The 13097-nt window shown below is 75.6% G+C and carries 14 protein-coding genes; 7 read left to right on the plus strand and 7 right to left on the minus strand.

The window, feature by feature from the left end; all coding sequences use genetic code 11:
• Positions 1-102 precede the first annotated feature (102 nt).
• The 3 genes from AFB00_RS21585 to AFB00_RS21595 all read left to right on the plus strand — a co-directional run bounded on the left by AFB00_RS21585 (position 103) and on the right by AFB00_RS21595 (position 3651).
• Entirely contained in the window at positions 103-1302 is a 1200-nt protein-coding gene (locus tag AFB00_RS21585; RefSeq protein ID WP_068798705.1) for a CaiB/BaiF CoA transferase family protein, read from the plus strand.
• Positions 1302-2777, plus strand: coding sequence for a xylulokinase (locus tag AFB00_RS21590; protein WP_068798706.1), 1476 nt, complete (start codon positions 1302-1304; stop codon positions 2775-2777). Before AFB00_RS21585 ends, AFB00_RS21590 begins: the two co-directional genes overlap by 1 nt.
• A gap of 160 nt (positions 2778-2937) precedes the next feature.
• On the plus strand, positions 2938-3651 hold the full coding sequence (locus tag AFB00_RS21595; protein ID WP_068800541.1) for a GntR family transcriptional regulator: 714 nt from the start codon (positions 2938-2940) through the stop codon (positions 3649-3651).
• Between the two features lie 10 nt (positions 3652-3661).
• Here AFB00_RS21595 and AFB00_RS21600 read toward each other — a convergent pair whose 3' ends face one another.
• Both AFB00_RS21600 and AFB00_RS21605 read right to left on the minus strand, forming a co-directional pair.
• On the minus strand, positions 3662-4417 hold the full coding sequence (locus AFB00_RS21600; protein ID WP_068798707.1) for a methyltransferase domain-containing protein: 756 nt from the start codon (positions 4415-4417) through the stop codon (positions 3662-3664).
• A gap of 8 nt (positions 4418-4425) precedes the next feature.
• Entirely contained in the window at positions 4426-4638 is a 213-nt protein-coding gene (locus AFB00_RS21605; RefSeq protein WP_068800542.1) for a helix-turn-helix domain-containing protein, read from the minus strand.
• Between the two features lie 248 nt (positions 4639-4886).
• Between AFB00_RS21605 and AFB00_RS21610 the strand changes: the two genes are divergently transcribed.
• From AFB00_RS21610 to AFB00_RS21620, 3 genes are all read left to right on the plus strand, one after another.
• The gene (locus AFB00_RS21610; RefSeq protein ID WP_068798708.1) at positions 4887-5957 is read left to right on the plus strand and encodes an MBL fold metallo-hydrolase; all 1071 of its coding nucleotides are present in this window, start codon (positions 4887-4889) and stop codon (positions 5955-5957) included.
• Between the two features lie 230 nt (positions 5958-6187).
• The gene (locus tag AFB00_RS21615; RefSeq protein WP_068798709.1) at positions 6188-6679 is read left to right on the plus strand and encodes a DUF3145 domain-containing protein; all 492 of its coding nucleotides are present in this window, start codon (positions 6188-6190) and stop codon (positions 6677-6679) included.
• 46 nt (positions 6680-6725) lie between these two features.
• A complete protein-coding gene (locus tag AFB00_RS21620) occupies positions 6726-7271 on the plus strand; it encodes a hypothetical protein (protein WP_156819672.1) in 546 nt (181 codons plus the stop codon).
• Between the two features lie 51 nt (positions 7272-7322).
• Here the strand turns inward: AFB00_RS21620 and AFB00_RS21625 are convergent, their stop codons facing one another.
• From AFB00_RS21625 to AFB00_RS21645, 5 genes are all read right to left on the minus strand, one after another.
• Positions 7323-8570 carry a beta-ketoacyl-[acyl-carrier-protein] synthase family protein gene (locus tag AFB00_RS21625; RefSeq protein WP_068798711.1) on the minus strand — a complete coding sequence of 416 codons (1248 nt, stop codon included), beginning with the start codon at positions 8568-8570 and terminating at the stop codon, positions 7323-7325.
• A 73-nt stretch (positions 8571-8643) separates the two neighbouring features.
• Positions 8644-8886: an acyl carrier protein gene (locus tag AFB00_RS21630; RefSeq protein WP_068798712.1), complete on the minus strand. Its 243-nt coding sequence runs from the start codon at positions 8884-8886 to the stop codon at positions 8644-8646.
• Positions 8887-8935: 49 nt separating this feature from the next.
• Positions 8936-9916: a beta-ketoacyl-ACP synthase III gene (locus tag AFB00_RS21635; RefSeq protein ID WP_068800543.1), complete on the minus strand. Its 981-nt coding sequence runs from the start codon at positions 9914-9916 to the stop codon at positions 8936-8938.
• Between the two features lie 5 nt (positions 9917-9921).
• Positions 9922-10800 (minus strand): ACP S-malonyltransferase, encoded by an 879-nt coding sequence (locus AFB00_RS21640; protein ID WP_442965877.1) that lies wholly within the window; start codon positions 10798-10800, stop codon positions 9922-9924.
• Between the two features lie 207 nt (positions 10801-11007).
• Positions 11008-12234 (minus strand): PucR family transcriptional regulator, encoded by a 1227-nt coding sequence (locus AFB00_RS21645; protein WP_068798714.1) that lies wholly within the window; start codon positions 12232-12234, stop codon positions 11008-11010.
• 9 nt (positions 12235-12243) lie between these two features.
• Between AFB00_RS21645 and AFB00_RS21650 the strand changes: the two genes are divergently transcribed.
• Complete coding sequence (locus AFB00_RS21650; RefSeq protein WP_068798715.1) at positions 12244-13002, plus strand: pirin family protein; 759 nt, start codon at positions 12244-12246, stop codon at positions 13000-13002.
• Positions 13003-13097: the final 95 nt, after the last annotated feature.

Here is a 13097-nt window from a genome sequence, read left to right on the forward strand (position 1 = left end):
CCGGGGACGCTGAGCCCCGGCCGGCCGGGCCGAGAACGGCGATCACGACCGGTGGCCGCCGCCGCACCAGGGCGGCGGCCACCGCGGAAAGGGAACCTGACGATGGAGTCCGCCCCCACCCCCGGCCCGCTCGACGGGATCCGGGTCCTCGACCTGTCCCGGTTCATCGCCGGGCCGAGCTGCGCGCAGGTGCTCGCCGACTTCGGGGCCGAGGTCGTGAAGCTCGAACGCCCGGACGGCGAGGACGCGCGTCACCACGAGCCCTACTACGAGGGCGAGAGCGTCTACACGATGCTCTACAACCGCAACAAGTACGGCGCCACGCTCGACACCCGTCACCCCGACGCGCTCGCGATCCTGGAGAAGCTCGTCGTCTGGGCCGACGTCGTCGTCGAGAACTACCGGCCGGGCACCATCGAGAAGATGGGCATCGGTTACGAGCGGATGACCGAGCTCAACCCGGACGTCATCCTCACCTCGATCTCCGGCTTCGGCCAGACCGGTCCGCTGTCGCGCCGCGCGCTGTTCGACGCGATCGCCCAGGCGTCGTCCGGGCTGATGGACACCACCGGCGAGGCCGACGGCCCGCCGACGCTCACCGGCACCTACATCGCCGACTACGTGACCGGCTACCAGGCCGCGCTCGGGACGTTCGCCGCGATCCTGCACCGGGAGCGGACCGGCGAGGGCCAGCGGGTGGACGTGGCCAGCCTCGACTCGATGTTCGCGACCCTGGGCACCCGGCTGATCAGCTGGCTGATGCTGGGTGCGGAGATGCCGCGCAACGGGTCGCGGGACCTGCTGACCGCGCCGGTGAACGTCTACGCCTGCCGGGACGCCCAGGTCTACATCCAGGCCGGCACGAACTCGCTGTTCCCGAAGCTGTGCCGGGCGATCGGGCGCGAGGACCTGCTCGCCGACGACCGCTACCGCACCGTCCCGGACCGGATGGCGCACGTCCCGGAGCTGGAGGCGGTCGTCGCCGGGTGGGCCCGGGACCGCGCCGCGGACGAGATCGGGGAGGTGCTGGAGGAGGCCGGGATCCCGTTCGCGAGGGTCGCGACGGTGCCCGAGGTCGCCGGGTCCGAGCAGATCGCCGCCCGCGGGATGGTCGTGGAGTCCGAGCACCCGACGCTGGGCACCGTCCGGATGCCCGGCAACCCGATCAAGATGGACCGGTCCCCGCCAACGGTGCGCAAGGCGCCGCCGACGGTCGGCGAGGACAACGAGCACGTCTACCGGGAGATCCTCGGCCTGGACGGGGCGGAGCTGGAGCGCCTGCGCTCCGCCGGGGCCGTCTGATGGGCCGCCCGGCCGGCCCGGTCGTCGCGGTCGACGTGGGCACCTCGGCGGTGCGGGCCGCCGTCGTCGCCGCGGACGGCACCGTCACCGGTGCCGCCCGGGTGTCGCGGGCGGGCGGGGTCGGCGGCGAGCACTTCGACGCCGAGCAGCTGTGGGCGGACGTGTGCGAGGCGCTCGGCCGGGCCGTCGCCACCGCCGGCCCCGTGGTGCCGGTCGCGCTGGGGATCGCCGGGCACATCGGCTCGGTCGCCCTGGACGCCGACCTGCGCCCCGTCGGCCCGGCGGGCGGCTGGGCCGACACCCGTGGCACGGATCTCGTCGCGGGTCTCCCCGGACCGCTGCTCGACCGGGTCCGGGAGACCAGCGGCCGCCCGGTGCCCGGCGCCGGATGGCTCGCGCACGCCCTGCACCTGCAGGTCCGCTACCCGGACCGGGCGGCACGGGTGCGCGCGCTGGTGTCGCCGAAGGACTTCCTGCTCGCCCGCTGCGTCGGTGAACCGGTCACCGACACCGTCGACGCCGCCTACTCGCTGGTCTTCGACGTCCGGCGCGGCCGGTGGGACCACGCGCTGCTCGCCGAGCTGGGCGTCGGTCCGGGCTGGTGGCCGCGGGTCGTGGCGCCGGGGGCGCCGGTGGCCGGCCTGCTCCCCGGGGTCGCCGCGGTGACCGGGCTCCCGGCCGGCCTGCCGGTGGTCGGCGGCGGGCCGGACGGTTCGGTCGGCGTCGGCCTGCTCCTCGGGGACCGGACCGACCTGGTCGCGGACGTCGCCGGCACCACCGACGTCCTCGGCCGGGTGCACGACTCCCCGGCCGCCGCCGGGCCGGGTGCGCTGCTCAACCCCGGGCTGCGGGCGGGGCGCTGGGTGTCCGGCGGGCCGACCGGCCTGACCGGGGGAGCGGTGCTGCGCTGGCGCGAGCTCACCGGCGGGACCGGCCACACCACCGGCCGCGCGGCCGACGAGGCCGCGGTCGAGGCGCTCGCGCCGGGCGCGGACGGCCTGCTGGTCGTGCCGACGATGTCCGGCGACCGGTTCCCCGGCTGGCGGCCCGGGACCCGCGGCGCCGTGCTCGGCCAGACACCGGGGCACGGCCCCGCGCACCTCGTGCGCGCGGCCCAGGAGGGGGCGGCGTTCACCGTGCGCGAGGGCGTGGAGCTGCTCGACGACGGGCGGGCCGCCGGTCCGCGGCCGGTCGTGCTCGCCGGCGGCGCGGCCCGGTCGGAGGCGGCCGCCCGGCTGCGTGCCGACGTGTTCGGGCGCCGGGTGCTCGCCTGCGCCGACCCGGACGTGACGCTGCTCGGGGCGGCGGCGCTGGCCATGGCCGGCGCCGGGTGCGACCTCGACGAGGCCGCCGGGCGGCTGCGGCCCCGGTTGCGCGTCGTCGAGCCCGACCCGGCCCGCGCCGCCCGCTACGACGAGCTCTACGTCGAGTGGCTCGACGCCCGCGAACGGCTCGTGCCCGGGACGGGCGGGTGAGGGCCGGGCACCCCGGTCCGTGGCGGGTCGCGGCCGTGCCGGGCCCGTCCGGGGCGGCGAACCGCTACGCTCGGCCCGGACGTGATCATCGCGGCGCGTCGACGCACGCCCGCCACGCCCGCACCGGGCGTCGCCGACGAGGGTGGAGGTCGACCGGGCCGTGAGCCGCATACCGCGCTACCAGGTCATCTACCAGGACCTGTCGGCGCAGATCGCGTCCGGGTCGCTGGCGCCCGACGTCCAGCTGCCCAGCGAGGCCGATCTCGCCGAGCGGTACGGCGTCAGCCGGATGACCGTGCGCCAGGCCGTGCGCCAGCTGCAGGACGAGCAGCTGCTCGTCCGCCGCCGGGGCGCGGGGACGTTCGTGACCCGGCCGAGCGCCCAGCGCAGGCGGCTGAACCGGCTGGGCTCCTTCGCCCAGGAGATGGGGACCGACGAGACCAGGGTCCGGACCCGGCTGCGCGGCCACGAGACCGTCGCCGCGCCGGAGGAGGTCCGGGACCGGCTCGGCCTCGGCGCCGGACAGGAGGTCATCCGGATCGAGCGGCTGCGCCTGGTCGACGACCGCCCGGCCGCGTTGCAGGTCAGCTGGCTGCCCTACGCCCAGGTCCCGTTGCTGGCCCGGGCCGACCTGAGTTCCGGTTCGCTGTACCGCACCATCCGCGAGCAGTACGGCCTGCGCCTGACCTGGGCCGACCAGGAGGTCACGGCGAGCGCCGCGAGCGCCGAGCAGGCCAGGGCGCTGGAGGTCCGCCGGGGCGCCCCGCTGATCGCGTCGGTGCGGATCACCCACGACCAGGGGTCGACGCCGGTGGAGTTCGCCCGCAGCTGGACCCGGCCGGAGTTCCCGCTCTCCATCCGCCTGGAGGGCTGACCGGGCCCGCTCAGGGCCGGTGCGCGCCGAGGAACCAGCGGTCGACGGAGAACGGCTCGTCCCCGCAGGCGGCGACGCCGGACGCCCAGGCGTCCACCTCGGCCGGGCTCAGCCCGCACCGGCCGGGTGCGGCGTCGGCGACCATCTCCCGCAGCTCTGCCCCGTAGCCGGTCGCGGCCGGTCCGCGCAGGGTGGCCCGCTCGGCCCACTCCCCGGCGAAGCCGGCCGCCCGCAGCAGCGGGCCCAGCTCGTGCGGCAGCCGGGGGCGCGGGACGGTCGTGCACCAGGCGTCCCGGATCCGGCGGTGCCGGTCCTGACCGGGTCCCGGCCAGTGCAGCGAGGTCCAGTCGGTGTCGAGCACCAGCAGCCGCCCGCCCGGACGCAGCACCCGGTGCAGCTCGGTGACGGCGGCCCGGGTGTCGCCCAGGAACTCCAGCACCTGCAGGCAGGCGACGACGTCGAACGGGCCGTCGGGCAGCGATCCCCTGGCCCCCAGCGTCCGCTGCTCGACGATCGCCCGGGTACCGCACCGGCGCCGGGCGAGCGTGACCATGACCGGGTCGGCGTCCACCCCGTGCACCGCGCCGGGCCCGGCGGCCCCCGCCAGCTCGGCGAGCAGGTGCCCGGGGCCGGTGCCGACGAGCAGCACCCGTTCGCCGGGGGCCACCGACAGCAGCCCGCGGGTCCGGTCGCGCTCGGCGGCGGCCTCCGCGGTGTCGTAGGTATCCGCGACCCGGCGCGCGCTGCGCGCATCCGTGGGCAGCATCGAGCTGCTCAGCCTCCCGTGTAGCGCGCGGACTCGATCAACGTCTCGACGGCCTCCGGCGGCACCCGGAACGACCGGCCGAACCGCACCGCGGGCAGCTCACCGGAGTGGACCAGCCGGTAGACCGTCATCCTCGACACCCGCATCGTGTCGGCCACCTCCGCGACGGTGAGGAACGGCGCGTTCTGCCCGGATCGTTGCTCCGGGATCCCAGCCCCCATGCGTGCGCTCTCCTCCTGCCGGCCCGCCCCGAGGCCGACCGTCGTGATCAGCGGATGCGGCGACCGTAGCGCGGAAACCGCCACACTCCCGGTGCGATGTTGTCCCACCCCCGGGTGGATCACGGCGGGTGAGTTCGGCTCTCCGTAGCTGAGCGCGCACGGATGGTGAGAAATGTCCGTGCCGCGGATCACGCGTCGGGACCCCTCCGGTGCACCGCTAGCAACCGCAACGACCTAGGGTCGGAGGGATGAGCGTGACGGTGACCGACGACGACCCGGACGGCGACTGGACGGAACCGGGGGTGTTCCGCAGCGCCCCCGGCGTCTACCGGATCCCGCTGCCGCTGCCGCAGGACGGCCTGCGCGCGGTGAACGTCTACGCGATCGCCGACGCCGGCGGCTGGACCCTGGTGGACTCCGGCTGGGCCATCGACGAGGCGCGGGACCTGCTGGGGAAGGCGCTGGCCGCGCTCGGCTCCGGGTTCGGCGACGTCCGCCGGTTCCTCGTCACCCACGCCCACCGCGACCACTACACGCTCGCGTCGGTGCTGCGCCGGGAGTACGGCTCCCGGATCCTGCTCGGGGCCGGGGAGAAGCCCAACATCGACATGGTGGTCTCCCCGGACCGGCCGGCCGGGGAGCCGGATCGCACCCGCCTGCTGCGCTGCGGCGCCGCCGGGCTCGTCGACGAGCTCGGGCGCCGGGGACCGTGGACGCCGCCGTCGCCGCAGGAGTGGGAGGCGCCCGACGAGTGGATCGCCGACCGCGCCGCGATCGCGGTGGGCGACCAGGACGGGACCCGCACGCTCACCGCCGTCGAGACGCCGGGGCACACCCGCGGGCACCTCGTGTTCGCCGACGAGGCCGCCGGGCTGCTCTTCGCTGGGGACCACGTGCTGCCCCGGATCACGCCGTCGATCGGGCTGCAGCCGACGGTCGTCGCGAGCCCGCTGGGTCAGTTCCTCGACTCGCTGCGCCTGGTCCTGTCCCGGCCGGACGCCGATCTGCTGCCCGCGCACGGGCCGGTCGGGGGCCGGGTGCACGCCCGCGCCGCCGAGCTCGTCACCCACCACGACGTCCGGCTGGCCCAGTGCCGCGACGCCGTCGTGGCGGGCGCCCCCACCGCGGACGCGGTGGCCCGGGAGCTGCGCTGGACCCGGCGCGAGTACCGGCTCGGGGAGATGACGCTGTTCAACCGGGTGCTGGCCGTGCTGGAGACCGGGGCGCATCTGGACGTCCTCGCCGACCGGGGTGACCTGGTCCGGTCCGAGGCCGTCGACCCGGCCACCGGTGCGACCCTCGCCACCTACACCGCCTGACCCGCGCGCCGGGCCGCGACACGCCGCCGGCGGTTCACCCGGTCGACGTGTCGGGGTGGCCGGTCGCGCAGGAATGCGGCAGAGTGGCAGCACCCGCTCCCCGTCCGTACCGGAGGTTCACCGGCACCACACGCAGCACATACGTACCGCGCGTCGCCACGCAGGCACTCGCAGTCGTCACCGAGGACGTAGGGGAAGACGATCCTCATCGACGACAGCGGAGGTTGGCAGTGAGCACACGCGGAGTGGTGTTCGTCCACTCGTCGCCGACTGCGGTCTGTCCGCACGTCGAGTGGGCGATCTCGGGCGTCCTCGGGGCGCGGGTCTCCCTGGAGTGGTCCGCGCAGCCGGTGGCGTCCGGGCAGATGCGGGCCGAGTGCTCGTGGAGCGGGCCCGCGGGCAGCGGCGGCGCGATCGCCGGTGCCCTGCGGGCGTGGTCCATGTTGCGCTTCGAGGTGACCGAGGAGCCGAGCCCCGGCATGGACGGCGAGCGGTTCATGCACGTGCCGGGCCTGGGCATGTGGTTCGGGCGGACCAGCGCCAACGGCGACGTCGTGATCCCGGAGGACCAGCTCCGCACGGTGATGGCGGAGACCGGCGGCACCGGGCTGTCCCGGCGGCTCGGCGAGCTGCTCGGCACCGCGTGGGACGACGAGCTGGAGTCCTTCCGGTTCGCCGGCGACGGTGCCGCCATCACGTTGCTGACCCACCGGGTCGGCTGACCCCGGTCCCGCCCGGCACACTGGACGACGTGTGCAGGGGGGAACGATGAGCATGCGGACGGCCGCGGTCGCCGCGGGTCTGGTCGTCGCGCTGGTCGCGGTCGGGGGGACCGCGTGGACCGCGAGCGGGGCCGCGCCGGGCGGGATACCGCCGTCGGCGGCACCGCCGTCGGTACCGGACGAGGGTGCGGGCAGCGGGATCGTGACGATCAGCGACGGGGCCGCGAGCCATCCGGCGGCGCAGCTGGTCCTCGAACAGGTCCAGCGCTACTTCAACGCGGTCAACGGCCGCGACCACGAGACCTGGGCCCGGGTGGTCAGCCCGGAACGGGCAGAGCAGCAGCCCCGCGAGGTGTGGCTGGACGGCGTCGGCACGACGACCGACGGCACCATCCGGGTGGACCGGATCGACCCGGCCCCGGGCGGCGGCGTCGTCGCGCTGGTGCGGTTCGTGAGCGTGCAGAGCCCGGAGGACGGCCCGCCCGGCCTGCAGGTCGGGCGGATCTGCTGGCAGGCGACCTACCCGATGGCCGGGTCGCCGCCGCGGATCATGGTCGGGGACCCGGGCGGGGTGCTCGGCGCGCCCTGCTGAACGGCTCCGGCGGCGGCCACCGCACCGGGTGGCCGCCGCCGGAGGACGCGCTCACGCCTTGCTGAACAGCAGCGAGACGTTGTGCCCGCCGAAGCCGAACGAGTTGTTCAGCGCCGCGTCGACCGTGGTCTTCCGCGGCTCGCCCGCGACGACGTCGAGCTCGACCTTCGGGTCCTTGTCGACGAGGTTGCGGGTCGCCGGGATGATGTCGTCGCGCACCGAGAGCAGCGTGATGATGCCCTCGACCGCGCCGGCACCGCCGACGAGATGCCCCAGTGCCGACTTCGGGGCGGTCAGCACCGGGTGGTCCCCGAGCGCCTTGCGCACGGCGACCGTCTCGCCGACGTCACCGACCACCGTGGAGGTGGCGTGGCAGTTGACGTGGCCGACGTCGGTCGGCTGCAGGCCCGCGCCCTCGATGGCCTTGCGCATCGCCCGGACCTGCCCGGTGCCCTCCGGGTCCGGCCCGGTGATGTGGTGGGCGTCGGAGGTCATGCCGTAGCCGGCCACCCGGCCGTGCACCGTCGCGCCGCGGGCCCTCGCGAACTCCTCGCGCTCGAGCACCAGCACGCCGGCGCCCTCGCCGAGGACGAACCCGTCCCGGCCGGCGTCGAACGGCCGGGACGCGGCCGCCGGATCGTCGTTGCGGGTGGACAGCGTCCTGGCCTGCACGAACCCGGCCACGGTGATCGGCACGATGCACGACTCGGCCCCACCGGCCAGCACCACGTCGACCTCACCGGCCGCGAGCAGCCGGCAGGCCCAGGCGATCGCCTCGGCCCCGGTGGCACAGGCCGACGCGGGGGAGTGCACCCCGCCCCTGGCCCGGTACTCCAGGCTGATCATCGCGGCCGGCCCGTTCGGCATGAGCATCGGCACGGTGAGCGGGGAGACCTTGCGCAGGCCGTGCTCCTCCAGCAGGTCGTCCTGGGCGAGCAGGGTCGGCGCACCGCCGATCCCGGCCCCCACGACGACCCCGAGCCGGTCGCCCTCGACGACGGCGCCGTCCTCGTCCGGGAGGGCGCCGAGCCCGGCGTGCGCCCACGCCTCCCGGGCCGCGATGACGGCGACCTGCTCGCACCGGTCCATCCGGCGGGCCTGCACGCGGGGCAGCACCTCGGACGGCTCGACCGCCAGCTGGGCGGAGATCTGCACCGGCAGGTCGAACCGCTCGGTCCACTCGGCCTGCGTGGCCCGGACGCCGGACTTGCCGGCGAGCAGGGCGTCCCAGGTCGAGGCTGCGTCCCCGCCGAGCGGGGTGGTGGCCCCGTAACCGGTGACGACCACTCCGTCGGTCATGGTGTGTCCCCTTCCCCGGCGCAGGCGGTGACGGCGGCCGGGGCCCCCGGCACCGCGCTGCGGCCGGTGTCGATCACTGGTGCTTGGAGATGAAGTCGACGGCGTCGCCGACGGTCTTCAGCTCGGCCAGCTGGTCGTCCGGGATCTTCGCGCCGAACTTGTCCTCGGCCTGCACGGCGATCTCCACCATCGACAGCGAGTCGATGTCCAGGTCGTCCACGAACGACTTCTCCGGGGTCACCTCGGCGGTGTCGATGCCGGCGACCTCCTCGACGATCTCGGCCAGGCCGGACAGGATCTCGGCGTTGTCAGCCACGATGGTTCTCCTTGCGCGGTGGATTGGTGTCAGGTGCCAGGTCGGTGTGTCAGGGACAGACCACGACCTGTCCGGCGTAGGACAGTCCTGCGCCGAAGCCTACGAGTAGCAGCACGTCGCCGGACCGTACCCGGCCGGCCGTGCGCATGTGGTCCAGCGCCAGCGGGATCGACGCGGACGAGGTGTTGCCGGAGTGCACGATGTCGTCGGCGACGACCATGTCCTCCCGCGCGCCCTTGGCGCGCAGCTTCTTCGCGATCGCCTCGATGATCCGCAGGTTCGCCTGGTGCGGGATGAGGGCGTCGATGTCGGCCGGGGCCAGCCCGGCCCGGGCGATCGCGTCGAGGGCGACCGGGGCGATCGCGGTGGTGGCCCACCGGAAGACCGCCTGGCCCTCCTGGTGCAGCTTGTTGGTGCTCTCACCGAGGATGCGGATGGTGTCGGCGTGGTCGCCCGCGCTGCCCCAGCTGACCGGCCCGATGCCGACGGCGTCGTCGGTCGTCGCCGGTCCGATCAGGGCGGCTCCCGCGCCGTCGGCGAAGATGATGCAGGTCGAGCGGTCGTCCCAGTCGACCCAGTCGGACAGCTTCTCGGCGCCGATCACCAGCACGTGCGCCGCGCTGCCGGCCCGGACCATGTCCGCGGCGACGCCGAGGCCGTAGGAGAACCCGGCACAGGCGGCGTTGACGTCGAACGCGGCGACCCCGTTCGCGCCGAGCTCGGTGGCGACCTGGGCGGCGGCGTTCGGGATCGGGTTCGGCATGGTGCAGGTCGCGACGATGACGGCGTCGAGACCGGCCGGGTCGAACCCGGCGTCGGTGAGCGCCGCGCGCCCGGCCGCCACCGCCATGTCCGGCAGCGAGGTCTGCGCGTCGGCGACCCGGCGCTCGGCGATGCCGACCCGGGACCGGATCCACGCGTCGTCGGTCTCGACCCGCTTCTCCAGGTCGGCGTTGGTGACGACGTGCTCGGGCTGGGAGCTGCCGAGCCCCAGGATCCGGGCACCGAGGACGGGGTCGGCCAGTCGCATGCGGGTCACTTCCCGTGTCCGGCGACGAGCTCGGCCGCCGCGTCGAGCTGTTCGGGGGTCTTGACGGCGCGGGTGGGCGTGCCCTTGATGGCCCGCTTCACCAGGCCGGTCAGCGTGGCGCCGGGCGGCAGCTCCAGGGCCGCGCCCACCCCGCGCCCGGCGAGGTCCTGCAGGCACAGGTCCCAGCGCACCGGGCGGGTGACCTGCGCGACCAGCCGGGACAGGACCTCGGTGCCGGAGGTGACGACGGTGCCGTCGGCGTTGGACAGCAGCGGCAGCACCGGATCGGCGACCCGGAGCGAGGACGCGTGCTCGGCCAGCGCGGCCCGGGCCGGCTCCATGTGCGCGGTGTGGAAGGCGCCCGCGACCGGGATCTCCCGGACCCGCGCGCCCTGCGGCGGCCCGGCGACCAGCTCGGCGATCGCGTCGGTCGACCCGGCCGCGACGATCTGACCGGCACCGTTGCGGTTGGCCGGGTCGAGCCCCAGCTCGGCGAGCCGGTCCAGCACGGTCTGCTCGTCGCCGCCGAGCACGGCGGCCATCGAGGTCGGGGTGACGGCGCAGGCGGCCGCCATCTCCCGGCCGCGCACCCCGGCGAGAGCGACGGCGTCGTCGTCGCTCAGGACCCCGGCGACGGCGGCGGCGGTGAGCTCGCCGATCGAGTGCCCGGCGACGACCGTGCCCTCGGTCAGCGGGGCGGCCTCGGTGAGCCGGCGGGCGGCGAGCAGGCCGAGCGCGACGATCAGCGGCTGGGTCACCGCGGTGTCGGTGATCTCCTCGGCCCCGGCGGTGGTGCCGAGGCGGACCAGGTCGAGCCCGACGGCGTCCGACCAGCCGGCGACGGTCTTCTCCGCGGCGGGGCCGGTCAGCCACGGCGCGAGCATGCCGGGGGTCTGGGCCCCCTGGCCAGGAGCGAGCAGGGCGATCACCGGGACATCACACACCTCACGGGGTCGGCGACGGGATAGCGGTTACGACGAACTTCGACCCACGCACCTTGGAGGAATCCTCCAACCGTGCGGTGTGACCGAGCCCTCGTTACCGGTCCGTACGGGACGGCGTTTGTAGGGTTCACGACAACGGGCATCTGATCACCGCTGCGTCGCCGGGACGACGGCGGGTCCGGCGTCGGCCCGGTCGATCCGGTCGGTGACGAGGGCGGCGCGCAGGACGAACGCGTGCCGCGGATCGGTCGGGGACAGCCCGCACAGCTCGGCGACCCGGCGCAGCCGGTACCGGACGGTGTTGGGGTGCACGAACAACGCGCGGGCGCAGCCCTCCAGGCTGGCCCCGCCCTCCAGGTAGGCGGCGAGGGTCCCCAGCAGCTCGCCGCCCGCGCCGTGCAGCGGGGCGAGGACGTCCTCGGCGAGCCGGCGGCGCGCGGCGGCGTCCCCGCACAGCGCGCGCTCGGGCAGCAGGTCCGCGGCGTCGACCGGGCGCGGCGGGTCGGGGTGCCCCGGTGCGGCGGCCAGCCCGGCGAGCGCCTCGGCGACCGCGGCACCCGTCCCGGCGAGGTCGGCGCTCGGCGGGCCCGCGACCACCGGGCCCGGCCCGAAGTGCTCGGCGACCTCGGCGAGCGCGTCCACCGGTTCCCGGGCGGACCGGCCGGACGGGTGCAGCAGGACGACCAGCCGTCGTCCCTGGACGCCGACCAGGACCTCCTGGCCGAGCCGGGCGGCCGACCGGCGCAGCTCCAGGACCAGCTGCGGGGACTCCGAGCCGGACCCGGGCGCGCTGCCGACCAGGCACGGGACCGGTGCCGCCGGGTCCCAGCCGAGCGCCGCGGCCCGGGAGTCGAGCGCGCCGTCGTCGTCGCCGCGCAGCACGGCGTCGACGACGAGGGACTCCAGCCGGGCGTCCCAGGCCCCGCGGGACTCGGCGGCCCCGGCGTAGACGGTCGCGGCGGCGAACGCGATCTCCCGGCCGAACCGCAGCACGGCCTCGGTCAGCTCGTGCCGTTCGGTGGCGTCCACGGCGAGCGGGGGCAGGTGCTCCTCGAAGACGTCGGCGGCGATCCGCACCAGCTCGACGGTCTGGCGCAGGCTGATCCGGCGGGCCAGGTCCCGGGGAGCGATCCGGAACGCCTCCGCGGTGAGCGGGGTGGTGCGTTCCGGCTCGCGCAGCCAGGACACGAAGTTCGCCACCCCGGTCTGGGTGACCAGGGCGACCCCGGAGCGCTGGTCGGCGGGCAACCGGGCGAACCACGGACGGCGCCGCTCCATCTCCGCCAGGCACGCACCGGCCAGCGGTGCGGAGGCGAGTTCGAGGCGGCGCAGCGTCGAGTCCGCTACCGGGTGCCGGTGCACATGGGGCAGCATGGCACGACGATGTCCGACGACTCCGACAGCCACTCCCGTCCCGGCTCCCGGGTCACGGTGCAGCGGGCGCAGGACCGGTTCCGCACCGCGACCGGGTGGCTCGACTCCCGGCACAGCTTCTCCGCGGGCGCGCACTACGACCCCGCCAACACCCATTTCGGGCTGCTCCTGCTGCACAACGAGGACCGGGTGTCGGCCGGGCTCGGCTACGACGAGCACCCGCACCGCGACACCGAGATCCTCACCTGGGTGCTGGAGGGGGAGCTGGAGCACCGCGACTCCGGCAGCGGCCGGGTCGAGCGGGTCGGGCCGGGCACGGTGCAGCGCCTCGGTGCCGGGTCGGGCGTGCGGCACTCCGAGCACGCCACCGCGGCCGCCGGGGTGCGGTTCGTGCAGATGTGGGTGGTGCCCGACGCCCCGGGCGGAGCTCCCGAGTACGAGCTGCGGGACGCGCCGGCCGGACCCGGCGCGGTCGTCCTGGCGTCCGGGCTGGCCCGGCACCGGGACGAGCGGCTACTGCCGCTGCGGCAGTCCGACGCGGCGCTGACGATCGCGCGACTGGCACCGGGGGACACGATCGATCTGCCCGCGGCCCCGTACGTGCACGCCTTCGCCGCCCGCGGCACGCTCGATGTCGAGGCGGCCCCCGGCCTGGACACCGGCGACGCCCTGCGCGTGGTCGGCGACGGCGGCCGCCGCTGCACCGCAGGCCCGCAGGGTGCGGAGATCCTCCTGTGGGAGATGCACACCGCCCTCGGCCGCACCTGACCGCTCCTCGGCCCCTCGCCCTCGCCTCTTCGCACTCATGGAGCTTCAGCCTCGTATGGCGAGGCTGAAGCTCCATGAGTGCAACGAAGAGGACC

The organism is Pseudonocardia sp. HH130630-07 (genome assembly GCF_001698125.1).
GTDB lineage: Bacteria > Actinomycetota > Actinomycetes > Mycobacteriales > Pseudonocardiaceae > Pseudonocardia.

Bases quoted from the DNA above. Each gene is read 5' to 3' on its own strand.
- AFB00_RS21625 (WP_068798711.1), bottom strand. From the start codon at position 8,570: ATGACCGACGGAGTGGTCGTCACCGGTTACGGGGCCACCACCCCGCTC.
- AFB00_RS21600 (WP_068798707.1), bottom strand. From the start codon at position 4,417: ATGCTGCCCACGGATGCGCGCAGCGCGCGCCGGGTCGCGGATACCTAC.
- AFB00_RS21610 (WP_068798708.1), top strand. From the start codon at position 4,887: ATGAGCGTGACGGTGACCGACGACGACCCGGACGGCGACTGGACGGAA.
- AFB00_RS21620 (WP_156819672.1), top strand. From the start codon at position 6,726: ATGAGCATGCGGACGGCCGCGGTCGCCGCGGGTCTGGTCGTCGCGCTG.
- AFB00_RS21640 (WP_442965877.1), bottom strand. From the start codon at position 10,800: ATGCTCGCGCCGTGGCTGACCGGCCCCGCCGCGGAGAAGACCGTCGCC.
- AFB00_RS21590 (WP_068798706.1), top strand. From the start codon at position 1,302: ATGGGCCGCCCGGCCGGCCCGGTCGTCGCGGTCGACGTGGGCACCTCG.
- AFB00_RS21605 (WP_068800542.1), bottom strand. From the start codon at position 4,638: ATGGGGGCTGGGATCCCGGAGCAACGATCCGGGCAGAACGCGCCGTTC.
- AFB00_RS21645 (WP_068798714.1), bottom strand. From the start codon at position 12,234: ATGCTGCCCCATGTGCACCGGCACCCGGTAGCGGACTCGACGCTGCGC.
- AFB00_RS21585 (WP_068798705.1), top strand. From the start codon at position 103: ATGGAGTCCGCCCCCACCCCCGGCCCGCTCGACGGGATCCGGGTCCTC.
- AFB00_RS21650 (WP_068798715.1), top strand. From the start codon at position 12,244: ATGTCCGACGACTCCGACAGCCACTCCCGTCCCGGCTCCCGGGTCACG.
- AFB00_RS21635 (WP_068800543.1), bottom strand. From the start codon at position 9,916: ATGCGACTGGCCGACCCCGTCCTCGGTGCCCGGATCCTGGGGCTCGGC.